The following is a 23,532-nucleotide window of genomic DNA, read 5'->3' as shown; positions in this document are numbered from 1 at the left end:
TCCAGAACGGTTGCAGCCGGACCCTGAAAGGGACCATACGCAGTGCGTATGGTCCTTTTTACTTTCTACGGATCAGGCTGTGCGGCTTACTGTTCGACGGATGTTTTGTCGCGCTTTGGACACGTCAACGGGCAGTTTTCGCAGTACTCGACAGCCGGTAGCAGATAGCGCAGACAGCACAGCTGGCGAACTCGTTGCGGGCCATTGGCCGTCGTCTGGTAGCGGATCGGCCTATACAGAGGATTGCGCTTGCCGTTGGCAAGGACCCGCGTCTCCAGTAGCTCCAGCGCCGGTGCGTTGGTGTGCGCCAATGCCAGCGGATGGGTCTGCAACGCCTGGGCGAAATATTCGAAATAATTGCCCGCATTGCTCCAGAACACCCGCGGAGCCGCGCCTGACCAGTCGCTCAACGCCCTGATAAGCGGCTCGAGGTGATGATCGATGATGCGCTCGAAGCGGTGCTGGGCACTCCTCTCACCCAGAGCAATGCCCTCATTTACCAAGCGTAAACCGATGGTATAACCCTCACCGGAGAGGTCAATGTGCGTTTCCTCGAGCGCCAGGGGCAGCTCTCGTTCCAGCAAGAGATTCGCTGCAAGCCCATGTGCAAGAACGTTGCTGAAGTGCCATTTTGACCATAATGAGGCGATTGCGCGACGATCACCCTCGGGATAACTGCAGCCGAATCGCCGCAGTAATGCGGTCAGCTTCTGCGCGTTCAACAGATCGCTTGCACACAGAGCTTCGCCGTCAGTGGGTACTGATACCTTGATAGGGGCAATTCTCTCCAGCGGGCCGGTATAGAGACGGCTCAACATGCTGACCTAGGCTCCTGCACAATAAAAGAGAGGCCAATTTAATACGGTTGAGAATTGTTAGCAAATGGGAATTGATATCTTCGATGGCGCGACCTCGCTCCACCCCCGTCAGGTTCGGCAGACCACGCTCCTCTAACCCTTTAACGCCAGAATGCGGCGAGCACCGTTGAGGACGATGAGGCCCACTATTGCTCCGATCACCAGATCCGGATAACTGGACCCGGTCCAGGCGACCAGGCCGCCCGCCAGGATGACGCCGAGATTGATCACGACATCGTTTGCCGAAAATATCCAGCTGGCTTTCATATGCGCGCCGCCTTCGCGGTGCCTGGATATCAACAGCAAGCAACCGATATTGGCAATGAGCGCAATGAAAGCGATGGTCATCATAGTCAGTGACTCAGGCTCGCTACCGAAAATGAAGCGCCGACCGACTTCGGCGATGACGCCCACCGCCAGAATCAGTTGAAGTACGCCCGCGATGTGCGCTGCTCGCAGCTGCGACTTCACACCATGCCCTACTGCATACAGCGCAAGGCCATAGACGGCGGCGTCGGCAAACATGTCCAGTGAATCGGCTATCAGACCTGCTGATTGGGCGATCAAGCCAGCGGTTATTTCCACAACGAACATGAATGCGTTTATTGCGAGCAGCCACCGCAGCGTGCTGGATTCCTGCGCCTCAGCGGCTGCGTTGGTAGCAAGCTGGAGCATCCCTGGGTCGGCGGCCTGTGTGTTGCTAAGCGACGCACCCAGTCCCAAAGACACCAGTTTTGCCGTGATGGGTTCGGCATTGCCGTCGTGTACAACCGTTAGCTGGCGCTTGGAGAGATCGAAGGACAAGGTTCGGATCTGCTCGATGCCGCCAAGGGCCAACCGGATCAATCTTTCCTCCGAGGGACAATCCATCTTTGGCACAGCATAGCGACTGGCCCACCGTCCCGTCGCTTGGGTGCTATCTGAACATTGGGTTTTGTCAGCGGCTGCTGCAGTGCAGCAACATGAGCTCCCGGTCACCTTGGTCATGCATCTCTCCGTTGGTCCGCTCCAAGCACCATCAATCTATCCCTCGACGTAATAGGACCAAGAACGCCGGTCGAGCGCAAGATGCGGCGTTGCTTCAACTATGCTTCAGTGAGCGCATCACGCCGGAGAAATCACATGTGTGGACGCATTGCGCAGCACCGCGCGCTGCAACTCTACCTTCGCTATCTGGCCAGGGAGCAGAGCCAGGAGCCGATGCCCGGTGAGCGGCCAATCGGGCGCTATAACGTTCCGCCCGGGACCCTCGTTCATTTGATTTATCAGGACGGTCTTGAGCTGCGCAGCACTGAGGTCAAGTGGGGCTACGCACCTGCATGGGCTAAAGGCAAGCGCGCTCCGGCGATCAACGCCCGGCTTGAAACTGCGGCAACCAGCCGGTTCTGGAAAGCGATTTGGGGTGGCGGGCGGAGTCTCGTCCCCGCTGATGGGTGGTTCGAATGGCTCGCCGATGCTGATAACGCCAAGCGCAAACAACCGTATTACCTGAGACTGAAAACGGACGAACCGATGTTTTTCGCATCGATCGCCGCCTTCCCGCACGGGGAGAGTGCAGGGGGCTTCGCCATCATCACTGACGATTCCGATGCGGGCATGGTCGATATCCATGACCGTCGCCCGGTGGTGCTGCCGGTCGACGTTGCGCGCGAATGGCTGGATCCAGCCCTCTCGGCCCATTATGCAGTAGACCTTGCGCGCTACCATTCCCTGCCCACCGAGGCCTTTGAATGGTATCCAGTAACCACAGCGGTGGGCAGCGTCAGGAACGATGGGCCGGAGATGATTGCACCGCTCCCGCCGGAGGATGAAGCATTGCAGGAGTCTCTGTCTCTTTTCTGATGCAGTGCTGCGTCTTTCATCTGTTGCGCAGCAAATCAGCTCTATTCCTGCGACGCATCGGCACGTGCCAGGGGCGTTGACGGCTGATCCATTAACCCTTCAAGCTGGGCTTTGAGAACCTTGCCGAATCGCAGCTCCCCGGCGACCGTCCAGTGATCACCATCGCGGAAATACAGGTTCTGACAGTCCATCAGCTGATTGCCTCCGCTCAGGTTGAGCGTTTCGATGGAGGAGCGATAGTCAATGCCCTCATTCCCCTGAACAGTGCTGGCGATGCGTTGATCAAGCTGCTGGAAACTGTCGCGCAGATGCTGTCGTATTGCCGGTGGAGATTCACAGCCACTAATTACATATTCCCGTGGCAGAACATGTGGCTCGGTCCAGGGGCCAAGCCAGACAACCGGGGAATGTTGGTCGAGCTGCTGCAGGTATTCCAGGGTTCTGTCTATATAGTGATCATTCGGCACAAACCCTGAGTGGGTCTGTTCACTCAGAATGGCGCGCGAGGCGGTGCGGCCTTGAGGGGTTTGCAGCAGATAGAAGCCCGCTTGGTTGAACACCACCGTATGAAATAACGCCGGGTGTTGCTCTACCAGTTCGCGAAATCCTTCGTACTGACACCTGTCCTGATCTGGATAAGGGATGCAGCCGTTCTGCAGAAATCCGACGATAAACGGATCATCCATGTTTACCGACAGCGCATTGAATACATTCATGCCATGTGAGTCTCCGAGGACGGCGAGACCCGGGCCGTGCATCTGCTGACATTTCAATAGCCGCTCCGTCATCGAGGAGGTAATAACCTCCCGCGAAAAATTACAGGCCTCATCCACTCGCGGCGCTTGCTTGGGTTCGGGGCGTTCAACGAGCTCCAACGCTATGAGCTGATCACCGGTGAGTTTGCGCTCGTACATTTGAATGGGGGCGGGGTAGAAGGAGGCGAAAACAGTCGTGATGAATAGCGTGGTTGAAAAGGCCAATGCCCCGGCGAAGATCGTTTTGCGTGGAAATTTGCGGCGCTCGCGAAATGGATTTTCCACATAGCGCCAGGAGAGAAACGCCAGCACAAAGGTGGCTGCAATTAACAGGCTGAAATCAACGACGTCCAGATTGTTAAGCGTGCGAATACGCGCGAAGGCAAAGAGCGGTTGATGCCACAAATAGGCGCTATAGCTCATCAGGCCGATCAGCACCACAGGCCGTAGCGCCAACACCTTCCCCACAATCGTGCGGTAATCGGCGAATCCGATGATCAGCGCCGTCCCCATGACCGGGGCCAGGGCGTATACGCCTGGAAAAGGGGTTTGCGCATCGAACGTCAGGACGGCAAGCGCGATCAGTGCGACGCCCGCCAGCGCAAGGATCTCGCAGAGCCACTGGGGACTTTTCGACCAGTGCTGTGCGGTCAATGCCATTAGCGCTCCCATGAGCAGCTCCCACGCGCGGGACGGTAGAAGATAGAAGCTGGCAGAAGGATGCGTGACGGTCAGGCGCGTGGCCAGTAGCAGCCCCGCAATGATTGCCAGTACGATGCCGGCGATCAGTAGGCGCTTATCAAGCCGTCTCAGTAACAGAAGGCCCAGAGGGAAGAACAGGTAGAACTGCTCTTCGACTGCCAGCGACCAGGTGTGCAACAACGGGGTCAGCTCGGCGCCGGTACTGAAATAGTCGGTATCCCACCAGAAAAAGATATTGGAAGCGAAAAGCTGGATGGCCGCAATGCTATAGAGGAACTCGCGAAATTCCGAGGGCAGCATCCACCACCAGGCGAAGGGTATACAGAAGATGGTGACCAGCGTCAGGGCAGGATAAAGGCGCCTGACACGTCGTTCATAAAAACGGACGAGGCTGAAGCTGCCGTTCTGGATTTCGCTATAGAGGATCGAGGTGATGAGATACCCGCTGATCACGAAAAAGATGTCGACGCCGACGAAACCACCGGCCATGGCTTCGAAACCGGCGTGAAAGAAGATGACAGGAATCACTGCCAGGGCTCTTAACCCGTCTATCTCAGGTCGGTACGTGATGGTGCGGTCATGCGCTGGCTGCATTGCAGTGTACTCTCGCGTCTGCAAGGCCCTCTGATCGCCAGGACTACGGCCAATGATTGTATGGGGGCGATTATTCGTTATCCGGCTGCTGGGCAAGCGCAGGGGCAAACCCTGAAGCGGGTGAGGTGCTTTGCAAGCGGACAGAATGAATCGCGTCGCGTCTCGTAACCTGGCGTGAGCAGGGAAGCGAGTGACGCGGCATCCATCCTTGGGGTGTCTGGTGAAATGAGATGTAAGTCGGACTTCAGCGGTGATCCAGGTGCCGACTCGTCTCATGCGCTTTGAACACAGAGCGCACGCATGGTTCCAAACCGTTGTGGAAGAGAGTAGTTCCCGTCACAAAGTCGACGAGTGATCGCACATAGCCATTTTTTTGTCACTGACACTTCATCTGCATGTCTGCGCTCTGTCACCCTGGCTTCTCATCATGTGCCGGTATTCAAACAAACCTGATGAGGAACACCGGATGTCCACGGATATGCAACGTCATGTGATCACGGTAGACAACGGCGATGCCGACGAGCCGCTCAGCACCCGCCAGATGAACCCACTTTTTTCAAGCATTCTGGAAGCCCGTCTCGGTCGTCGCCTGATTCTCAAGGGTAGCGCCGGGGCCGCTGCCATTGGTTTCATGAGTCTGGGTCTTGCTGGTTGTATCAGCGGTTCTGACGACGATGACGACGAACCGGAACTGGCACCCGGTGAAGAGCCACCGGCCGCGCTGCTGGGCTTTTCCGCCGTGCCGGTCAGTTCCGAAGACAAGATCACGGTACCTGAGGGTTACAGCCATCAAGTCCTGATCCCCTGGGGCACCTCCCTGGTAGACGGCAATACGAGCTTCAACATTGCTAGTAGCGGGGCCGAGCAGGCCGAGCAGGTGGGGTCGCACCATGACGGTATGCACTTCTTCCCCATCGACGGGAGTTCCGAGGATGGACTGCTCGTACTCAACCATGAGTATGTGGAGCCACGCCTGATGCACGCCGCCTATGCCGGGCAGGAGCTAAGTTCAGGCGCTGTATTGCTCAGCTCGGAACTGACCCGCGTTGATGATGAAGTATTGAAAGAGATGAATGCGCACGGCGTGACAGTAGTACGCGTTGTCCGGGACCTGAATGGCGAGTGGCAGGTGCAGCCTGATGGCTACAACCGCCGTATCACGGCCTTGACGCCCATGCTGCTCTCGGGTCCGGTCGCAGGAAGTGATCTGGTCAAAACGAAGTACAGCATAGATGGCACCGAAACGCGTGGCACCATCAATAACTGCGGTAGCGGCGTAACGCCCTGGAATACCTACATGGCCGCCGAAGAGAACTGGGCTGGCTATTTTGTCAATGAAGGGACTTACCCGCGCGAACATGAGCGATATGGTGTGCCGAAACCGGGCACAGATAAGGACGGGAACCCCACTAGAGCCAAGGGTAAGTACGAGTGGCATCGTGCAGAATCTGGCGCGGACGAGTACGTGCGCTTCAATGCCACTGACAGCGGCGCGACCGTCCTGGATGACTATCGCAACGAGCCCAATACCTTTGGCTGGATGGTCGAAATCGATCCGTTCGACCCTCAGAGCACGCCGGTCAAGCGTACTGCCATGGGTCGTTTCGCGCACGAAGCTGTAGTATTTGCGCCGGTTGTCGAAGGCAAGCCAGTGGTGTGCTACTCGGGCGATGATTCGCGTTTCGAGTATATCTACAAGTTTGTCAGTCGCGATCCTTATTATCAGGCCAGCGCAGCGGGCGAGTTGCTCGATAATGGCACCCTGTATGTGGCGCGCTTCAACGACGACGGCAGCGGTGAATGGTTGCCACTGGTGTACGGTGAGAACGGGCTGGATGAATCGACCGAATTCACCAGCCAGGCCGACGTACTGGTTAATACACGTCTGGCTGCAGATCTGATGGGCGCGACGCCGATGGATCGCCCGGAGTGGGGCGCCATCGACCCGGCTAACGGTGATGTCTATTTCACGCTGACCAACAACAGCAAGCGGGAAGAAGGTGACACCGACGAGGCCAACCCGCGAGCGCCGAATACGCATGGGCATATCATTCGCTGGACGGAGGCCGACGGTGACCATGCAGCAACGTCATTCCAGTGGGATATTTTCATGTTCGCTGGCGACAGCGGTGAAAGCGGTAAGCCGATGAACATTGGATACGACCCGAACGGTGAAAAGCTGACCGCGGATAACATCCTCAGCTCGCCGGATGGCATGTGGATCGACCCGGACAGCCGCGTGTGGATCCAGATGGACTCGGGTGACACCGACCCGTTCGGCAACTGCGCCATGCTGGTCGCCGATCCGAATACGGGTGAACTGAAACGCTTCCTGGTTGGGCCTCTGGGTCAGGAAATCACCGGCATCATCATGACGCCGGACCAACGAACGTTATTTATCAACGTGCAACACCCGGGAGCCAACAACACGAGCGCGGAGGATTTTGCCGCTGGAGCCTACGGAAGCTCATGGCCAGACGGCAACGCGCCAGCGATTCCGCCGCGTTCGGCAACCGTGGTGATATGGAAAGATGACGGCGGGATAGTAGGCACCTGAGACCAGTCGGCACCCGGCGGTCGTGTCGGCCGCCGGATCTGACGTGGATCAAATCGCTTTGAGTCGTTGCAGCGTATAAAGCCAAGATAATTATTGTCTGGAGAATGTCATGGGAATCGGCGGAATCAGTATTGGGTCATTATTGATTGTTCTGGTCATCGTAATGCTGCTGTTTGGCACTAAACGCCTGCGCAGCATAGGCGGGGATCTGGGTGGTGCGCTAAGCGGTTTTCGCAAGGCCGTCAAAGAGGACGACGATCCCCGCGAATCACTTGCCGCTACGGTTGTACCGCAGGACACTCAGCACTCGACAGTTCGCGCTGAGCGTTCCGCTGTCTGAGCGAGGTGCGTAACCATGTTCGATAGCGGAATAATGGAATGGCTAGTGGTGGCGGTGGTGGCTCTGCTGGTATTGGGGCCCGAGCGTGCGCTGGCGGCGATGAAAATGGCCGGATTGATGCTGGGCAAGGCGAAGGCGGCAGTGGCCGATGTTCAGCAGCAGGTGGAAAAGGATCTGCCGATGGCCGAGGTCCAGTTACTCAAGGACAACGTCCAGGCGCTGCGGCCTTCCAATGTGAAGAAGAAGGTGGTCGAGCTGGCAGTCGGTAGCGGGCAGGGTTAGATAACTGGTATGTAGTTAAACAGTCTGCCCGCTATCGGTCTGGCTACTTCATTCAGTCGCAGTCTCCTATCAACTGGCGTATGGGCTCGCGTGTGAGCTCCTCAGGGAAGCCGTCGCGCGTGAACTCACAACCGAACTGTGGATCGGCTAGTGCGACTGGATCCAGCAGGTCGTCACCTGCTGGGACGATGCCTCGTTGTTCCCACTGGATCATCGCATCGAAGGTTTCAGTGAACTCCTCTATCGAAAAATCACAGTGTCCCGGTGCTCTGACCGCGCGCTGTACCAGCAGATCACCACTTCCCGCAGCCTCGGCACGTTGACGGTAAATCTGCTGCATGCTAATCGGTACGAACAGATCGCCCAGCGTGTGTATGGTCACGACCGGGACATCGAACTCACCATTGATTGCAGGAATCCAGCGAAGTCCGTCGTCCCGTTGCGCGTTGGCACCGGGCACCGCTTCAGCCTGCGCGATGGTTGCATTGAAGTTTTGCTCGGCCGGGGTTAGCGGCTCTCCCGGGTCGCTCTCGAAGCGGTAGGTGATATCGGTGGTGTCGACGGCGCGTTCTGCGGTGATACCGGTGATGGTGCCGTCTGTGCCGAGAAAGCCCTGCAACAGGTCCTGAAAACCACCGAAGGACAGTGGATAGATCGGACGTTCACCCCCGGACAGGTTCTTCAATACCTGGAAGAACACCTCGCCCTGGCTGGTCAGACCTAATGGGGTGGGGTTGGTGTCGTAATCGAACCAGAGTTCCTGCTTTGCAATCGCCAGCTTCTCTTCCGCTTCTTCCGGCGAAACCGGGAACTGCGTAGCGCCGACGCCCGCCACCTCGAACAGCGCCAGCCCATAGGCCGTGAAGTAGTCGAACAGGGCGGTGTCGCCCATCACGCCACACATCGGAGCGGCCCCGGCGTATTCCACCACGTTGTTCGCCGTCGCCAGCGTCTCGCGCTCGACGGCGGCGCCGGCAACATGGCCGCCCATGGATACTCCGGTGATGTAATACTTGCTCGGCGCCGGCAAGGCGCGCCCGTTCTGCTCTGCGATGCTGTTGAACGCCAGTGCCAGCGCATTGGTGTCTTCGACTCCGGCACGCACATCGTAATAGTTGGCGCTGTAGCTGGAGGCGGCCCAGGCGTAGCCTTCTTCCAGCAGATAGGTGCGAATCGGCGGACTGTCTACGGTCAGCTCCGGGCCTTCGCCGCGAAATCCGTGCGTCCACATCACCAGCATGCCGTTCCAGTTATCAGGCACCTCGACTCGGTAGCCAGCGCCCTGATGGACGCCCCACCAGCGGTCTGTGTTTGAAAAGGAGGGCAGGGCTTCGAAGGGTAGGGAGGCTTCATCCACAACGAAGAAGCCTTCGTCAATACGGACCTGTTGCTCGCGTTCGGGTTCTGGAGCGGGCGCAGGCGCCTGCACGTCGTTGCTACTGCTGCTGCCGTCGAGACAGCCCGAAATCAGAATGATGCTAAAGGAAAAACCGGCGACTACTCCTTTTTTCAACGAGTTCATCGTATTCATTGTTTTTCTCCAAACGCAGAGCCGTTGTTGTTATTACGGGCCCGCAGGCAGGGTGGCTCGGCTGTATGGAGTAAAGACGCTGGATTGTAGGAAGGCAATGCTATTGAGCCAGCTCAAAAAGAGCCGATCTTGCAGAGAGTGTCTGAGTAATAGTGCCTATCTTGGGACGGTCGCACTAACGGTGAAACTTTACTGTCATAATTGCCCTGTAGGTTTCAGGCGCCAGCACAGGCTAAGCAGTTGTGCTGACCACAGGCTGCTGGCGCGTTTTAGCCTATCCTGCTGGCGTTAGAATCCGGGAAAGGCCGCTATGTTGATTACAGTTATTTGCACGCGATCAAGCTGGAAGTGAAGCTGCTCACAGTTTCGTATACGGGGTCTAACACCCCGATGGGTGATTGAGGCTATATCGAACCGGCAAGCCGCTGGGCTTGTGGACTTTGAACGGCGTTTTCACCCATTCAGGGGGGGTTGCTGGGGTATAACAAATTCGTGACAATCCAGAGCATTACGAGCCGGCGCTGGCTTATAACAATATTTTTGCAAAGAAAAGTCAGTAATGTGTAAGCATCTGATCATGGCTTCCGGATCGGAGCCTTCCTTGCCTTCGGAGAGAGCATGCCCTTGGTCGCCCGTTTAACTTTAGACCCTGCTCTGAGAATCGCCACCTTCATTTTGGTCGCGATAACAGCAGTAGTGCTGGGTCGCCTCAGTTGGGCCCTGATCGAGCCGTCGAGCATTCTGCCGGTCGCCGAAGCTGCCTCGACCCAGTCAATGCCGGCCATCTCTTCGAACGGATCTTCGGGTGGCTTCCGCGAGCTGGCGGCGCTCTCGATATTCGGCGCGTCCAAAAATGGTAGCGCCGCGGTGGTTAACGCACCTGATACCACCTTGAGCTGGGTGCTCAAGGGCGTACTGTCAGATCGCGATCCAGCGCGTAGCTCGGCAATCCTCTCTCCGCAGGGTCAGCCTGAAAAACTTTACCGAGTCGGTGCCTCCTTGCCTGGCAACGTGCGGCTTGACCAGATTTTGTCAGACAGAGTCATTCTTGCCCGCGATGGCAAACTTGAAACACTTCGGCTGAAACGCGAATCGACCACCGCTGGCGGAAAGAAAGCGCCGCCACGGGCGAGCCCTGATGCGACTAATGCGACCCTGACACCCGATGGGGGGGTGGCCACCATTGATCGAGAGGCCTGGGCGAACGATCCCCAACGGTTTCTGGAAGTGATCAGCGCAAGTCCGGTCATGCAGGATGGTGAAATGTATGGTCTGGAGGTCAATCCGGGGCGTCAGGCTGCTGAATTCGAGGCGGCAGGGCTGCAGCCTGGTGACGTAATCCTCGCAGTGGAAGGCACCTCGGTTTCGGAAATACAGGATTATCGCGACATACTCAAAGAGCTTGGCGGCTCTAGCTCCGTATCGGTTTCATTGGAGCGTGATGGCCAGCCGACCGAAATTACTATAACGATGGATTAAGACACGATGCCGACGTTGTTCTCATTTAACCGTTATACCCTTCCCGTGGCATTGAGTCTGAGTTTGCTGGCTTCTTCCATTGCGGCACAGTCACCGGATAGTCCGGTGGGAAATCCCGATGAAGAGCTGGTATTGAATCTGCGGGACGCGGATATCAATGGCTTGATAGAGATAGTGAGCCTGGAAACCGGTATCAATTTCATTGTCGATCCACGCGTGCGTGGCCAGGTAAATGTGGTGTCGGGCAAGCCGGTTCGCCGGGGTGAACTGTATGATTTGTTCCTCGGCGTACTCAAATCTTACGGCTTCGCTGCGGTAGAGGGGTCGGAAGGAGTAGTGCGCATTGTGCCCGAGGTGCAGGCCAAGGAAAACGAGGTTGCAGGGCTGAACGAGAATAGCCGCGGCGACGAAGTCATTACCCACGTCATCAGCGTCAAGCACATCAATGCCGGGCAGCTGGTCCGGATCCTGCGTCCTCTGGTTCCCAAAGGGGGCCATCTCGCCGCAGCGGCAGAATCCAATACATTGGTCATTGCCGACACCGCCGCCAACGTACGACGCATCGAAGGGCTGATCCATCGGATTGATCGTGAGTCGATGGATGATTTTGAAATCATTGCTCTGGAGCATGCAACGGCAGCCGACATCATGCGGATGGTGCAGGGTCTTGAGGGCGACAACAGCGGCGACGAGTTCAACAAACGCACTCGAATCATTGCCGACGAACGTACCAATACCATTATTTTGCGGGGGGAAGCGGCGCGTCGAGCCTCGCTGCGCAAAATGGTCTATCAGATGGATGTGCCGGGCGACAGCGGCAATAGTCAGGTGCATTATTTGCGCTACGCCAAGGCCGAAGATGTGGCTGAGCTGCTGCGGGGCATTGCTGAAGGGCGTGACCGGAATAACGTGCAAACCAGTGAAGATGGCGCTACCGGTGGCATGAGCAGCATGGATGAATCCAAAGTCCGTATTCAGGCACACGAAAGCACCAACTCGGTGGTGATATTCGGTCCCGCGGAGCTGACCCGTGATTTGTCGGGGATCATTACCCAGCTGGACATCCGCCGTGCCCAGGTTCTTGTTGAAGCGGTGATTGCCGAAGTCTCCTACGATCGCGCCAAGGAGCTGGGCGTGCAGTGGGGGATTGGCAATGACAGCGGCGGCGTCGGTATCATCAATTTCAATCGCGGCGGCCGCGGCATCGTCAACCTTGCGGCAGGGGTGAACAATTTTCTCGAGGGTGATGTCACCACGCCGCCTTCGCTGGCGGATGGGGCAACCTTCGGTGCTGCGGGCAATATCGGCAGCACTCAAATTGCCATGTTGGTTAATGCGTTGCAGGGCGACAGTTCGAGCAATATTCTGTCCACACCCAGTCTGTTGACTCTGGATAACGAGGAAGCAGAGATCGTCGTCGGTCAGAACGTGCCCTTTATCGTCGGGCGTTCGGTAGAAGATTCAGGTCAGGCGTTCGATACCATCGAGCGGCAGGATGTGGGTATCAAGCTGAAGATCAGGCCACAGATCAACGAGGGCAATGCGGTCCGTCTGGAAATTGCTCAGGAGGTGTCGCAGATTGCGCAGGGCGCAAGCGGCGCAGCCGACATCATTACCAACAAGCGCAGCCTGACAACCACCGTAATGGTCGACGATAACGAGCTCATTGTTCTCGGCGGGTTGATTGACGACCAGATGGTTGAGACCCGCGACAAGGTTCCGGGGTTGGGCGATATTCCGGGTCTGGGTCGGTTATTCCGGTATGACACAGGACGTCTGGAAAAGCGTAATCTGATGGTCTTCCTGCGCCCCGTAATCATCCGCGATACGGCGGTGGCCGAAAGCGTGACGCACTCGAAATATACCTATATTCGTGACCAGCAACTGAAGGAACAGGATCGCCGCGATCGGATCCTGCCAAGCGACAGCATGCCGGTGTTGCCAGACTGGAATTACCTGCTGAGTCTGCCACCACCTTTCGAGAATGCAGTGCAAGGCGGCGTGCCGGTGAAGACTGCCATTCCTGCTCCTCCGACAGCGAACTGAGGCGGCTGACATGAGCGAAAGCGAAATCAGCGAAACCCTTGTCGATTCGGGCCAACAGGCCGAAACCGGGTATCGCTTTGCCCGACGTTTCGGGGTGCTGACCGGCCACCTCCAGGATGGCCTGCTTGATGTATTCGTGCGTTCGGACTGTGATCCGCAGGCACTGCTGGAGCTGCGCCGCCGCTCGGGACACCCGTTGCGCCCCTTGATGCTCGACGACGATGCCTTTGCCGCCCGCTTGCGTGATCGCTACGAGCGCTCAGCGAATGATGCCATGCAACTGGTCGAAGGTCTGGATGACGGTGATCTGATGTCCGTCGCTCAGTCGTTGGCGGAGCCTGAGGATCTGCTCGAGTCCCAGGACGAAGCGCCGATTATTCGCCTGATCAATGCCTTGCTGTCCGAGGCGGTCAAGGAAAATGCGTCGGACATCCATATCGAACCCTTTGAAAATCGCCTGTCGATTCGCCTGCGTGTCGACGGCGTTCTCCGCGAGGTGTTAGAGCCCCCGCGGGCGCTGGCGCCGGTTATCGTGTCGCGAATCAAGGTCATGGCGAAGCTGGATATCGCCGAGAAACGCCTGCCGCAGGACGGACGGATCGGCCTGCGACTGGTCGGCCGGGCGGTGGACGTGCGGGTTTCCACTCTGCCTTCCGGGCACGGCGAGCGGGTGGTGCTGCGTCTGCTGGACAAGCAGGCCGGACGTCTCGAACTGCGTCATCTGGGAATGTGTGAACAGCATTACGAGGCGATGGAGCGCGTGGTCAACAAGCCCCACGGCATTGTGCTGGTAACAGGGCCGACCGGCTCGGGTAAGACCACTACATTGTATTCCGCGTTAATGCGCCTTAACGACCGCACCCGCAATATTCTGACGGTCGAAGATCCAATCGAATACTACCTGGACGGCATTGGCCAGACCCAGATCAACACCAAGGTGGACATGACCTTCGCCCGCGGTCTGCGCGCGATCCTGCGTCAGGATCCTGATGTGGTGATGGTCGGTGAGATCCGTGATATCGAAACCGTACAGATCGCTATTCAGGCCAGTCTGACCGGTCACCTGGTGTTTTCCACCCTGCACACCAATACCGCGGTGGGCGCGATCACCCGTCTGCGGGACATGGGCATCGAACCCTTTCTGCTGTCATCAACGCTCAACGGCGTACTCGCCCAGCGCCTGGTACGCACGCTTTGCCCAACCTGCCGCACACCGCATATTGCTACGGCAAGCGAATGCAAATTAATGAACGTTGACCCGGCCAACCCGCCCACGCTATATCGCCCGGGTGCGTGCGGTGCCTGTAATCAAAGCGGTTACAAGGGACGAACCGGTATCTACGAACTGATCGAGATCGACGATACGCTGCGTGGTCTGATCCATGACGGTGCCAGCGAACAGGCGATGGTCAAGCATGCACGCATCGAGCAACTGGGGATCCGCCAGGATGGCCTGCGCCGCGTGCTCATGGGTGATACCACGCTGGAAGAAGTGCTCCGCGTCACCAGGGAGGACTGACCATGCCTGCATTCGAATACGTCGCGCTGGATCAGGCGGGCAAAACCCGTAAAGGGGTGGAAGAGGGCGATTCAAGTCGCCAGGTGCGCGGCCGGTTGCGTGATCAGGGCCTTATGCCGATGTCGGTGCATCAGGTCGCTGAACGTCACGCCGCGCTGCGCATGCCGGTATTCCAGCCGCGCGTGAAACCGCTGGAGCTGGCGCTTGCAACGCGTCAGATGGCTACGCTGGCTCGCGCCGGTATGCCGATTGAAGAAGTACTAGGCACTGTGGCCCGGCAAAGCGAGACGCCCAAGGTCAAGTCGACATTGTCCGCGGTGCGCACCCGGGTTATGGAAGGGTTGCCATTGGCGCACGCCTTGAGTGAGTTCCCGTCGGTTTTCCCCTCCATTTATCGAACCACCATTGCTGCCGGCGAATCGGCTGGCCGCCTTGATCTGGTACTCGAACGCCTGGCAGACAATGTTGAAGCCCAGAATGCAATGCGCCAGAAGATACAGCTGGCAATGTTTTATCCTGGGGTACTCACAGTAGTTGCCTTGTTGGTAACCGTTGCGTTACTGACCTATGTAGTGCCTGAAGTCGTCCAGGTATTCACCGGTATGAATCAACAATTGCCTTGGCTGACCCGCGCGCTGATTGCCACGAGCGATGCCCTGCGCAATTGGGGCCTGTTGATGGCGGGTGGCATGGTGGCGGCGTATTTTGCCGCCAAGGAAGTGCTCAAACGGCCCAAGGCATTGTATCGCTGGCATGCGTGGTTGCTCCGCACGCCTTTGCTCGGGCGGCTGATCCGTGGCTTGAACACAGCCCGTTTCGCCCGGACTCTGAACATCCTGGCCGGCAGCGGCGTGCCGTTGCTCGAAGCCTTGAATATGAGTGCCAGCGTGATCTCCAATGTACCGATGCGCGACGCCGTCAGTGATGCGGCAAAGCGGGTGAGGGAGGGCGCCGGGGTCGGCGCATCGCTTGAGCGCAGCGGATACTTTCCACCCATGACGCTGAGCCTGATCAAGAGTGGCGAAAGCAGCGGCACGCTGGACCAGATGCTGGAACGGGCTGCCGAAACACAGGAACGCGAATTGGAGGCGCGTATAGCAATCGTGATGGGCGTTTTCGAACCCCTGCTGATTCTGGCGATGGGCGGCGTGGTACTGATAATTGTGCTGGCCATCCTTCTGCCAATCTTCGAACTCAATCAACTGGTTAACTGACATGCTCAAGACTATGAAAAACACAAGAGCGCTGCAGCGCGGTTTCACCCTGATCGAGGTCATGGTGGTGGTGGTAATTCTCGGTATTCTGGCCGCGGTTGTCGTACCGCGCGTGATGGATCGTCCCGACCAGGCGCGTGTTACCAAGGCTGAAAATGATATCCGCGCGCTGGAAAGTGCACTGAATCTATACCGTCTCGACAACTTCAACTATCCCACCACCGAGCAGGGCTTGAATGCATTGGTAACCCGGCCCTCCGGGGACGCCACCGCACGTAACTGGCGTACAGGCGGCTACATCGACCGGTTACAGAAGGATCCATGGGGCCGTGAGTACCAGTACCGTCGCCCTGGCCGCAACGACCGTGAGTACGACCTGTTTAGTCTGGGTGCCGACGGCCGCCCCGGCGGTGAAGAGTCCAACGCTGACATCGGCAACTGGGATCCCGAGCAGGACGAGCGTCGCTGATCATGCGCCCACACCAGCAACCAGAGCGCCGAGGGCAGTGCGGCTTTACGCTGATGGAATTGCTGGTTGTGCTGGTGCTGGTTGGCGTCGTAGCCAGCCTGGCGACCCTCTCGGTTGGAGACGGTGCGGAGCGCAAGTTGCGCACTGAGACCGAACGCCTTGCCGGGGCGTTGCGCCTGGCCCGGGATGAACTGCTGATAACCGGCGAGGCAGACCGCGCGCTTGGCTTGCGGCATGACGCCTACAGCTTTCTTGAGCTGATTATTCTGGAGGACGCCACGCGGGAATGGCAGCCCGTTCGGGACCCGCAACTGGGTCCACGGCAGATGGAGCACGGGTTGATCGAACTTGACCTGGAAATTGAAGGTGAGCGCCGTGGACTGCGCCAGGCCAGCGGCTGGGAACCCCATATTCGGTTGGGTGCTACAGGTGAAATGACGCCCGCCATCATCACGTTACGGATTCCCGGGAACCAGCTGGAGCGGCATATCCGAATAGGTCTGGAAGGCAGTGTCGAGGTGCTGGATGCGATCGAGCAAGAGTAATCGCGGCTTCACCTTGCTTGAAGTCCTGGTGGCCCTGGCGATTCTGGGTGTGGCGTTAGGCGCTTTGGTAAAGGGCGGTGCGGATCACGCGCGCAATACCGTCTATTTGCAGGAACGAACACTTGCGCACTGGGCGGGACAGAATTTACTGGCGGAATACGAAACGGGCATGCGTCCGCTCTCAGACGGAAAACGCTCGGGTGAGGTGGAAATGGGACCCTATCGGTTTGCCTACAAGATAGAGATCGGTGCGTTCACCCCCGACTCACCCATACCCTTGCCTCCTGTCCAGCGTATCGATATTCGCTTGTGGTTGGCAGAGCGCGGCGAAACGCATCAACGCGCTGCTGTCAGCGGGTTTGTGTTGCCATGACTAACCGGCATAGAGAGGGTGGTTTTACCCTGCTGGAAATGCTCATCGCGATGGTGGTCTTTGCGATCATGAGTCTGGTGGCCTATCAGGGTCTACGTGCGGTACTTGATGCCGATCACATCACGCGTATCCAGGCGCAAAAGCTTGCTGATCTACAGGTTACATTGAGTGTACTTGAGCGTGATCTGGCCCAATTGGTCGACATCGAATCGCGGGACGAGTTTGGCGATCGGCTGCCGCCTCTTCGTCTGCGCCCCGGCGGCGATGAAACCTTGCTGGAATTGGTTCGGGCTGGCGCGGGCGGTGATCATCGGCTTCGTCGTACCGCCTGGGAAATAACCGAGCGCGGTCTGGAGCGACGCATGTGGGACGGTGTAGACGTCGTGGACCCTGACAGCATGCGCGCCCGACCCTTTGCCGATCTGGTGGGCGAAGACGAAACACTTGGAATTGAAACCGGGTTTCTGTTTGTGGTGCGCACGCCTTCGGGCCTTGAACGGCTCGAGTCGTGGCCACCTGCCGACGCCGATGAGGAAAGCAGCGCGTTACCCATGGCCGTTGAAGTCGTGATCGACCTCCCTGGCCTTGGCGTCATCCGTCGTCTGCTGGCGGTGGGGCTGTGAAATCCCGGGCGGATCAAAAGGGCGTAGCGCTGATCACGGCGTTGTTGGTCGTGGCGCTGTCGGTCACCGCATCGGTCGGAATGGCCGTGCGCAGCCAGGCGGATATTCGTCGCACCAGCGCCGTCTTCGAACGCGATCTGTCACGCCATATCACCATGGGTGCAGAAAAGATGGTGCTGCAGTTACTGGAACAAACCGAGGGGCCGGACGAGCTGCTTTGGGAGACGTGCCTGTCGCCCTCACTGCCTTTTGAGGTCGACGGCATCCGCCTGCTGGCGACCCTGGACAACATGCAGTGCCGTTACAACATAAACGCGCTGGCTGGCGCTGACGAAGCCGAGCAAGGCTTTTTCGCCCGGTTGGTTGACCGGGTATCCCAGGAAAGCAGCGTAACCATGCCATCGGGTGCCGAGCTGGCGCTGGCCGTGAGCGACTGGATGAATCCAGAGACGGATGATCCGGTATACCGTCTGGCCACGCCGGCGCGTGTATCGGGTAACCGCAGCATGCTGATGGCATCTGAATTAACGGCCGTGTCGGGGATGACGGATGAAGCCTGGCAGGCACTGGCTCCTTACGTTACCGCCTATCCCGGTACCGCGAGCCCGATAGATCTGGAGCGCAGTGCCAAGCTGATGCAAGAGGTGTTTGCCGAGCGGGCGGCCTCGGCCGAAGCGCCGTGGTTTATGCGGCTGCAACTGACGGCCGAGTTTGGAGAGCGTCGGTTTTATCAATGCACAACGTTGGACGCCGCCAGCGGCACCGTAATCCTGCGCGAACAAACGGCCTGCGAGCCCTGAAGAAACGGATCAGATCATGTTGATAGTCTTGTTACCAGAACACCTGCAGCCTGATAGTCCGGGCCCGGTCCGCATGCATTGGTGGCATACCGACCGTGACGGGAGTCTGGTGGATGCGGGGCTCAATACCCTTGATGAGCTGCATGCCAAGTATCCGGCGGAGCGCATGCGGGCTCTGGTGCCGCCTTCTGCGGTGACGCTTTACCGCGTGAGGCTTCCGGTACGTAAGGCTTCTGCAGTCAGGGCGGCTCTGCCATATGCCCTCGAAGATTTCCTCAGCCAGGAGCTCGAGGAGCTGCATTTTGCTGCGGGACCACGGCGGCCGGATGATCGCGTCGCAGCCGCCGTGGTGGAGCAATCCAATATGGCGTTCTGGCAGGACCTGTTCGAGCAGGCGCGCTGGCGGCTTGAAGCCTTGATGCCCCTTTCGGAGCTGCACGCCGAGTTGCCTCCGGCGGGGGTTCTGCGGGTCCAAAGATCGCCTTGGCCGACCGATATGCCGCTGGTCATGGTTACGGCCGCCGATCAGGAGCCGGTGATGATGGAGGAGGGCTTGCTTGCCTTCTGGCTGCAGCGCCGCCTGGCCGACCGAGATCCGGAGGACCGGATTGTCGAGTTGTACGGAGTTGATGCAGCCACGCTTGATCTGGATATCGAGACGCAGATTATTTCCGGCCCGGATCTGACACCAGAGCTGCTGGCACCAGCGCTGCGCCGTGCCACCGACACGCGGCCGGTGTTCAATCTGCTTACCGGACCCTATGCGTCCAGTATGGCCGCGCCCCCGTGGCGTAAGATGCGGACCACGATGATTGCCGCCGGTGTGTTGCTTGCCGTACTGGCGACGCAGTTCGGCCTTGAGTCCTGGACCCTGGCCCGCGAACGTGACCGCCTGCAGGCCGAGATCAACAGTCTTTTCGATATCGCGCTACCCTCCAGTCGCCGGATAGACCCGGTAACCCAGTTTCGCGAAGCGCTTGAAGGTGGCACAAGCAATGCCAATGGCGGCATGGGTGGGTTGTTGTACGAAGTGCTGGCGGCAGCAAGCAGCAAGGACAGCAAAGCCGAAATTCGTGAATTCAGAGCCACTCCGCTGGACATGGAAATAGAGCTGCATGTGGCCTCGTTTGCCGAGCTGGAAACCATTCGCGCCAACCTGGCTGCCAAGCCACAACTACGGGAAACCCTGCAAGGCGCCGACTCCGGCGCAGACGGCGTCACCGCGCGGCTCAAAGTAGCAAGGAGTGACTCATGAAGGCGTGGTGGGCAGGGCTGGTCCCGCGCGAGCAGCGCATAGTACTGGGCGGGCTGGTAGCGCTCGGAGTGGTGTTTCTCTGGCTTGGCGTGTGGGAGCCCCTAGCCGCCAGCCGCGCTGAATTACGCTCGGATGTCAGCAGGCTGTCAGCCGATCTGGCCTGGATGCAGCAGGTGTCCGATCAGGTTCGGCGTCGCGGCGCGCAGCAACGACAGTCTACCTCAGCAGGGTCGGGCGGCTCCGTGCTCACATTGATAGAGGTTTCCGCCAATGCAGCAGGCATCAAGCAGGCCCTTGGGCGCGTACAGCCAGAAGGAGGCGGTGCACGACTGTCGTTCGACGAGGTCGGGTTTGATGCGCTCGTTGGCTGGCTGAACGATCTTGAAAATCGCCACGGTTTACAGATCAGCCAGCTGGCAGTGGATGTAAGCAGCAGTCCGGGAATGGTGTCGGCGCGCTTGATGGTGGAGCCACGCTGATGCTTACGCGATTAACCCTGAAGAATACTCTGATCGCGGCGGCGGTGATTTATCTGCTGAGCCTGATCTGGAACCTGCCGGCGGCCTTCGTCTGGAACCGGATTGCCGGTCAGTTACCTGCTGAGGTGACGCTGCATGGACTGTCAGGAACGCTCTGGTCTGGGCACGTACAGAGTATGGAAGTGAGCGGCGTGAGCCAGGGCGCGCTTTCCTGGGACTGGAGACCCAGTCACCTTCTCACCGGACGCATCGCTCTGGACCTGGTCTGGTTGCCCCAGAACGGACAGGTTGATGCGACCATGAAACTCGGTTTCGGATCACTCAGGCTAGAACAGGTCAATGGTCGGTTGGATGCTGCAAGCATGGCGGCGATCAATAAAGCCCCCTTCGTTCTAAGGGGTACCTGGTTGCTGGATGTGGCAGTGCTTGAGCTGAAGGACTTTGAGAATGTTGCCCAGGCCGAGGGCCAGTTGGTATGGCAGAACGCCGCTGGCGGGCTGCCCAGGCCAATGGAGCTTGGGGATCTTACTGCCGGGCTATCCGGCGAGAATGACTGGCTGGTGTTCAATCTTGGAGATCAAGGGGGACCGCTGGGGCTGCGTGGCGATGCGCGCTGGCGCCCCGGTCAGGCGATGCAGATAGATTCGCGTCTTCAGGCCCGTGCGAGCGCTGAAGACGCGCTTGCTGGAGGGTTGGGGATGCTTGGCAAGCCCGACGCACAAGGCTGGATTGGCTGGCGTGCCCAGTTGCAATAGCAAGAATTCGCGTTAATCCGAGGGGTAAATATAGTGAGTCGTAAATTCATGGTGCTGTTTCTGCTGGCTACCTTGGCAGGTTGCTCGAGCATGGGCCAGAAAGACAGTCAGCGCGCGGATGCAATTGCCGACGCCAGGGCGAAACTGAGTATGGGGCGCTGCAGCATGGCATTGGCTCGTCAGGTTGTGGAGGTCAAGGAGCCGGCTCTGGAGCAGGAGACTGCTTTCTTGTGCTTGCAGCAGGGTGACCTGGATGCCGTAGAGCATCTGCTGAGCGACTATGACTCGCGGCATGTCGATCCACCCTTTCCTGATTACTCAGCCTACTTGCTCGCGCTAACGGATTTTGTACGGTTCGAATCGTCCGCCGGGGATGCGCAACAGCGTTTGAAGCTGGGGCGTCAGGCCCATAACCATATGGCGCGTTTTGTTCGTGCCTACCCCGAGTCACCTTATCGTCATGAGATTGCACCTCGACTCCAGGAGTTGCATGAAGGCATGGCCCGGGCCGAATACCAGTTGGCGCAGAGCGCAATAGAATCGAACGATATAGAGACCGGTGAGGCCAGGCTGCGTTATGTGGTCAAAACCTATCCGCGCAGCGCAGCAGCCAAGGATGCAACACGATGGCTGGAGCATAATCGCAGATAACTAATGGCTTGACGGCAGGCGTCTGATCTGCGCGACGACAGGGCCTCCATGAGCGTCAAAAGCCGGTTTTTTTGTGGCGTCAGGGTTGACATTGTACACAGCGGAAGAAACAGCCCAAGTTCTCGAGCAGAAAGGCCTCATAACGGTAATGATTTGTCTTGATATTTGTAAGTTATTGATTTTAAACGATATTTAAGCTGATTACTTTTTAACCATTCTAAGTCCCCCTCCCGCGTTCTGCGCACCGGGAGAGGTTATATAGATGCTACCCACAGAGTTATCCACAGATTCTGTGGATAGTTTCCCGCTTCATATTCCCTGGGGAATATCCTCGCCACCCAGAGCCGTGGTGAGCGCGGGGATCAGCTCGCTGAGCGTCTTCGACATGATGATGAAAGTGGCATCAAGCTGACTCGCCATGTCATCGGCGCCTTGATCGTCTACTTCGTCTCGCAGCAACTCTTCAAAACGCAGCCGTTTAACGGTCAGCTTATCGTCCAGGGTGAGAACGAGCTTGTCATGCCACGCCATGGTCAACTGGCTGACCTGTTTGCCGACAGTGAGATGCTGCTGGATTTCGTCGCTAGCCAGATCCTGGCGCTTGCAGCGAATCACGCCACCGTCTTCTTTGGTATCGCGTAGTTCGCATTCATCGAGCACGACCAGGCCTTCTGGTGCCTCGCCGTTCTTGACCCAGTCCGTCATGGCCGCTGCTGGGGCCAGTTTGACGTTCATAGGCCGTACAGGGAGGCTGCCAGTGCATTCACGCAGCAGGCTGAGGAGATCTTCGGCGCGCTTGCTGCTCGAGCTATCCACTGCGATCCAGCCCTCAGCAGGGGCGATGCAGGCGAGAGTGGTCTGGGTGCGGGTAAAGGCTCGGGGCAATAAGGACATGACAATGTCGTCCTTCAGCGTGTCACGCTCTTTCTTGTAGATCTTGCGGGCGTCACGAGCCTCGATTTCTTCAACCTTCTCCGCCAGCGCGTCCTTGATCACACTCCCTGGCAAAATGCGCTCTTCCTTGCGCATGGCAATCAACCAATAACCTTCCGCGACCTGCAGCATGTTTTCGGAGTGCCGACCAAAAGGTGTAGTCCAGCCTAGAGTATGTGTCTCCTGGCTTGCGCAGGGACGGGCGGGGCGCTGCTCAAGCGCCGCCAATAGTTCGGTTTCGCCAAAAGGAATGTTCTGGCTGAAGCGATAGAGAAGAAGATTACGAAACCACATGATGCTGTCCTTGGTTACCAATACGTTTGGCCGATGGGGCGCAAGACTGACTGCGCCCGGGCACGACGGTGGGCAATATTGCCTGACAGCGGGGCTGGCGACCAGTCTTCTCGGGGCCTGCGAGTAAGATATTGAAAAGGAGTGAATTTATTTTGAAAAAAGGTGTTGCCAGAAGATAAAAAGCTGCCTAGAATGCGCCCCACTTCGAGAGCAAAGGGTGATTAGCTCAGCTGGGAGAGCATCTGCCTTACAAGCAGAGGGTCGGCGGTTCGATCCCGTCATCACCCACCACTCGAGGTTACGCGCAGCGGTAGTTCAGTTGGTTAGAATACCGGCCTGTCACGCCGGGGGTCGCGGGTTCGAGTCCCGTCCGCTGCGCCATCTACTAAAGCCTTTAACTTGATGAAAGTTAAAGGCTTTTTTCGTTTTTAAGGCTTTTGGATTGCCGCGCTTCAGAGTCAAGCTGGTGTCACTGTGACCGGATTGTGACCAACAGGTGACCGGCAGGCTGAAAAAGCCGGTGTTCATTTTTAATGGAAGAAGTGGTTTTTTTCAAAATACGTATTCCTTTCCTCTTTTGTCTTTTTGTAGAAGTCTTCAGCCTCATCCTTTAGGGAAACGCTGCACAAATCAGCCC

At 58.0% G+C, this 23,532-nt stretch carries 22 protein-coding genes and 2 tRNA genes; 19 read left to right on the top strand and 5 right to left on the bottom strand.

The features are described from left to right. Window positions 1-86: 86 nt before the first annotated feature. Both fhuF and FHK95_RS15105 read right to left on the bottom strand, forming a co-directional pair. Complete coding sequence (fhuF, locus tag FHK95_RS15110) at window positions 87-818, bottom strand: siderophore-iron reductase FhuF (RefSeq protein WP_150305466.1); 732 nt, start codon at window positions 816-818, stop codon at window positions 87-89. Between the two features lie 132 nt (window positions 819-950). Next, a complete protein-coding gene (locus tag FHK95_RS15105) occupies window positions 951-1,844 on the bottom strand; it encodes a cation transporter (RefSeq protein WP_150305465.1) in 894 nt (297 codons plus the stop codon). Between the two features lie 135 nt (window positions 1,845-1,979). On the opposite strand from FHK95_RS15105, the gene FHK95_RS15100 reads away from it, so the two are divergent. Further along, the gene (locus tag FHK95_RS15100; protein ID WP_150305464.1) at window positions 1,980-2,699 is read left to right on the top strand and encodes an SOS response-associated peptidase family protein; all 720 of its coding nucleotides are present in this window, start codon (window positions 1,980-1,982) and stop codon (window positions 2,697-2,699) included. Window positions 2,700-2,740: 41 nt separating this feature from the next. Here the strand turns inward: FHK95_RS15100 and FHK95_RS15095 are convergent, their stop codons facing one another. Beyond that, entirely contained in the window at window positions 2,741-4,750 is a 2,010-nt protein-coding gene (locus tag FHK95_RS15095; protein ID WP_178114813.1) for an acyltransferase family protein, read from the bottom strand. Window positions 4,751-5,216: 466 nt separating this feature from the next. Here FHK95_RS15095 and FHK95_RS15090 point away from each other — a divergent pair, with 466 nt between their 5' ends. The 3 genes from FHK95_RS15090 to FHK95_RS15080 all read left to right on the top strand — a co-directional run bounded on the left by FHK95_RS15090 (window position 5,217) and on the right by FHK95_RS15080 (window position 7,929). After that, window positions 5,217-7,307: a PhoX family protein gene (locus FHK95_RS15090; protein ID WP_206668588.1), complete on the top strand. Its 2,091-nt coding sequence runs from the start codon at window positions 5,217-5,219 to the stop codon at window positions 7,305-7,307. Between the two features lie 109 nt (window positions 7,308-7,416). Further along, complete coding sequence (tatA, locus tag FHK95_RS15085) at window positions 7,417-7,647, top strand: twin-arginine translocase TatA/TatE family subunit (RefSeq protein ID WP_150305462.1); 231 nt, start codon at window positions 7,417-7,419, stop codon at window positions 7,645-7,647. Between the two features lie 15 nt (window positions 7,648-7,662). Then, on the top strand, window positions 7,663-7,929 hold the full coding sequence (locus FHK95_RS15080; RefSeq protein WP_150305461.1) for a twin-arginine translocase TatA/TatE family subunit: 267 nt from the start codon (window positions 7,663-7,665) through the stop codon (window positions 7,927-7,929). 52 nt (window positions 7,930-7,981) lie between these two features. On the opposite strand, the gene FHK95_RS15075 is transcribed toward FHK95_RS15080, so the two are convergent. Then, window positions 7,982-9,460 (bottom strand): alpha/beta hydrolase family protein, encoded by a 1,479-nt coding sequence (locus FHK95_RS15075; RefSeq protein WP_178114812.1) that lies wholly within the window; start codon window positions 9,458-9,460, stop codon window positions 7,982-7,984. A 618-nt stretch (window positions 9,461-10,078) separates the two neighbouring features. Between FHK95_RS15075 and gspC the strand changes: the two genes are divergently transcribed. From gspC to bamD, 13 genes are read left to right on the top strand one after another with little or no spacing between them, the layout of a single operon-like run. Next, window positions 10,079-10,939, top strand: a complete 861-nt coding sequence (gene gspC, locus FHK95_RS15070) for a type II secretion system protein GspC (RefSeq protein WP_150305460.1) — start codon at window positions 10,079-10,081, stop codon at window positions 10,937-10,939. Between the two features lie 6 nt (window positions 10,940-10,945). Then, a complete protein-coding gene (gene gspD, locus FHK95_RS15065; RefSeq protein WP_150305459.1) occupies window positions 10,946-12,985 on the top strand; it encodes a type II secretion system secretin GspD in 2,040 nt (679 codons plus the stop codon). Window positions 12,986-12,995: 10 nt separating this feature from the next. Next, the gene (gene gspE / locus FHK95_RS15060) at window positions 12,996-14,504 is read left to right on the top strand and encodes a type II secretion system ATPase GspE (protein WP_150305458.1); all 1,509 of its coding nucleotides are present in this window, start codon (window positions 12,996-12,998) and stop codon (window positions 14,502-14,504) included. Between the two features lie 2 nt (window positions 14,505-14,506). After that, window positions 14,507-15,718 carry a type II secretion system inner membrane protein GspF gene (gene gspF, locus FHK95_RS15055; RefSeq protein WP_150305457.1) on the top strand — a complete coding sequence of 404 codons (1,212 nt, stop codon included), beginning with the start codon at window positions 14,507-14,509 and terminating at the stop codon, window positions 15,716-15,718. A gap of 13 nt (window positions 15,719-15,731) precedes the next feature. Further along, entirely contained in the window at window positions 15,732-16,187 is a 456-nt protein-coding gene (gene gspG, locus FHK95_RS15050; protein WP_178114811.1) for a type II secretion system major pseudopilin GspG, read from the top strand. 2 nt (window positions 16,188-16,189) lie between these two features. Continuing rightward, window positions 16,190-16,732, top strand: a complete 543-nt coding sequence (locus tag FHK95_RS15045; protein WP_150305455.1) for a GspH/FimT family protein — start codon at window positions 16,190-16,192, stop codon at window positions 16,730-16,732. Then, window positions 16,713-17,105 (top strand): type II secretion system minor pseudopilin GspI, encoded by a 393-nt coding sequence (gene gspI, locus FHK95_RS15040; protein WP_150305454.1) that lies wholly within the window; start codon window positions 16,713-16,715, stop codon window positions 17,103-17,105. The genes FHK95_RS15045 and gspI overlap by 20 nt, the downstream gene beginning before the upstream one ends. After that, window positions 17,102-17,728, top strand: coding sequence for a type II secretion system minor pseudopilin GspJ (gspJ, locus tag FHK95_RS15035; RefSeq protein WP_150305453.1), 627 nt, complete (start codon window positions 17,102-17,104; stop codon window positions 17,726-17,728). The genes gspI and gspJ overlap by 4 nt, the downstream gene beginning before the upstream one ends. Continuing rightward, window positions 17,725-18,528 (top strand): type II secretion system minor pseudopilin, encoded by an 804-nt coding sequence (locus FHK95_RS15030; protein ID WP_150305452.1) that lies wholly within the window; start codon window positions 17,725-17,727, stop codon window positions 18,526-18,528. Before gspJ ends, FHK95_RS15030 begins: the two co-directional genes overlap by 4 nt. Window positions 18,529-18,544: 16 nt before the next feature. Beyond that, window positions 18,545-19,783 carry a type II secretion system protein GspL gene (gene gspL, locus FHK95_RS15025; protein WP_150305451.1) on the top strand — a complete coding sequence of 413 codons (1,239 nt, stop codon included), beginning with the start codon at window positions 18,545-18,547 and terminating at the stop codon, window positions 19,781-19,783. Further along, on the top strand, window positions 19,780-20,262 hold the full coding sequence (gene gspM / locus FHK95_RS15020; RefSeq protein ID WP_150305450.1) for a type II secretion system protein GspM: 483 nt from the start codon (window positions 19,780-19,782) through the stop codon (window positions 20,260-20,262). The genes gspL and gspM overlap by 4 nt, the downstream gene beginning before the upstream one ends. Next, on the top strand, window positions 20,262-21,017 hold the full coding sequence (locus tag FHK95_RS15015) for a type II secretion system protein N (protein WP_150305449.1): 756 nt from the start codon (window positions 20,262-20,264) through the stop codon (window positions 21,015-21,017). The genes gspM and FHK95_RS15015 overlap by 1 nt, the downstream gene beginning before the upstream one ends. Window positions 21,018-21,050: 33 nt before the next feature. After that, window positions 21,051-21,668 (top strand): outer membrane protein assembly factor BamD, encoded by a 618-nt coding sequence (bamD, locus tag FHK95_RS15010; RefSeq protein ID WP_150305448.1) that lies wholly within the window; start codon window positions 21,051-21,053, stop codon window positions 21,666-21,668. A gap of 309 nt (window positions 21,669-21,977) precedes the next feature. On the opposite strand, the gene rdgC is transcribed toward bamD, so the two are convergent. Then, window positions 21,978-22,895: a recombination-associated protein RdgC gene (rdgC, locus tag FHK95_RS15005; protein ID WP_150305447.1), complete on the bottom strand. Its 918-nt coding sequence runs from the start codon at window positions 22,893-22,895 to the stop codon at window positions 21,978-21,980. A gap of 215 nt (window positions 22,896-23,110) precedes the next feature. Here rdgC and FHK95_RS15000 point away from each other — a divergent pair. Next, window positions 23,111-23,186 (top strand) — tRNA-Val (locus FHK95_RS15000). 13 nt (window positions 23,187-23,199) lie between these two features. Then, window positions 23,200-23,276: transfer RNA gene (locus FHK95_RS14995), tRNA-Asp, on the top strand. Window positions 23,277-23,532 lie beyond the last annotated feature (256 nt).

This window comes from Pseudomonas saliphila (assembly GCF_008638345.1).
Classification (GTDB): Bacteria; Pseudomonadota; Gammaproteobacteria; order Pseudomonadales; family Pseudomonadaceae; genus Halopseudomonas; species Halopseudomonas saliphila.
This window is presented reverse-complemented; position numbering and strand designations above follow the sequence as displayed.

Excerpts from the sequence above, each read along its gene's own strand:
- gspM (WP_150305450.1), top strand. The coding sequence starts at position 19,780 with ATGAAGGCGTGGTGGGCAGGGCTGGTCCCGCGCGAGCAGCGCATAGTA.
- fhuF (WP_150305466.1), bottom strand. The coding sequence starts at position 818 with ATGTTGAGCCGTCTCTATACCGGCCCGCTGGAGAGAATTGCCCCTATC.
- FHK95_RS15090 (WP_206668588.1), top strand. The coding sequence starts at position 5,217 with ATGTCCACGGATATGCAACGTCATGTGATCACGGTAGACAACGGCGAT.
- FHK95_RS15015 (WP_150305449.1), top strand. The coding sequence starts at position 20,262 with ATGCTTACGCGATTAACCCTGAAGAATACTCTGATCGCGGCGGCGGTG.
- FHK95_RS15080 (WP_150305461.1), top strand. The coding sequence starts at position 7,663 with ATGTTCGATAGCGGAATAATGGAATGGCTAGTGGTGGCGGTGGTGGCT.
- rdgC (WP_150305447.1), bottom strand. The coding sequence starts at position 22,895 with ATGTGGTTTCGTAATCTTCTTCTCTATCGCTTCAGCCAGAACATTCCT.
- gspD (WP_150305459.1), top strand. The coding sequence starts at position 10,946 with ATGCCGACGTTGTTCTCATTTAACCGTTATACCCTTCCCGTGGCATTG.
- FHK95_RS15095 (WP_178114813.1), bottom strand. The coding sequence starts at position 4,750 with ATGCAGCCAGCGCATGACCGCACCATCACGTACCGACCTGAGATAGAC.
- gspC (WP_150305460.1), top strand. The coding sequence starts at position 10,079 with ATGCCCTTGGTCGCCCGTTTAACTTTAGACCCTGCTCTGAGAATCGCC.
- tatA (WP_150305462.1), top strand. The coding sequence starts at position 7,417 with ATGGGAATCGGCGGAATCAGTATTGGGTCATTATTGATTGTTCTGGTC.
- gspI (WP_150305454.1), top strand. The coding sequence starts at position 16,713 with ATGCGATCGAGCAAGAGTAATCGCGGCTTCACCTTGCTTGAAGTCCTG.
- FHK95_RS15105 (WP_150305465.1), bottom strand. The coding sequence starts at position 1,844 with ATGACCAAGGTGACCGGGAGCTCATGTTGCTGCACTGCAGCAGCCGCT.
- FHK95_RS15100 (WP_150305464.1), top strand. The coding sequence starts at position 1,980 with ATGTGTGGACGCATTGCGCAGCACCGCGCGCTGCAACTCTACCTTCGC.
- FHK95_RS15045 (WP_150305455.1), top strand. The coding sequence starts at position 16,190 with ATGCGCCCACACCAGCAACCAGAGCGCCGAGGGCAGTGCGGCTTTACG.
- gspE (WP_150305458.1), top strand. The coding sequence starts at position 12,996 with ATGAGCGAAAGCGAAATCAGCGAAACCCTTGTCGATTCGGGCCAACAG.
- gspJ (WP_150305453.1), top strand. The coding sequence starts at position 17,102 with ATGACTAACCGGCATAGAGAGGGTGGTTTTACCCTGCTGGAAATGCTC.
- gspL (WP_150305451.1), top strand. The coding sequence starts at position 18,545 with ATGTTGATAGTCTTGTTACCAGAACACCTGCAGCCTGATAGTCCGGGC.
- gspG (WP_178114811.1), top strand. The coding sequence starts at position 15,732 with ATGAAAAACACAAGAGCGCTGCAGCGCGGTTTCACCCTGATCGAGGTC.
- gspF (WP_150305457.1), top strand. The coding sequence starts at position 14,507 with ATGCCTGCATTCGAATACGTCGCGCTGGATCAGGCGGGCAAAACCCGT.
- FHK95_RS15075 (WP_178114812.1), bottom strand. The coding sequence starts at position 9,460 with ATGAATACGATGAACTCGTTGAAAAAAGGAGTAGTCGCCGGTTTTTCC.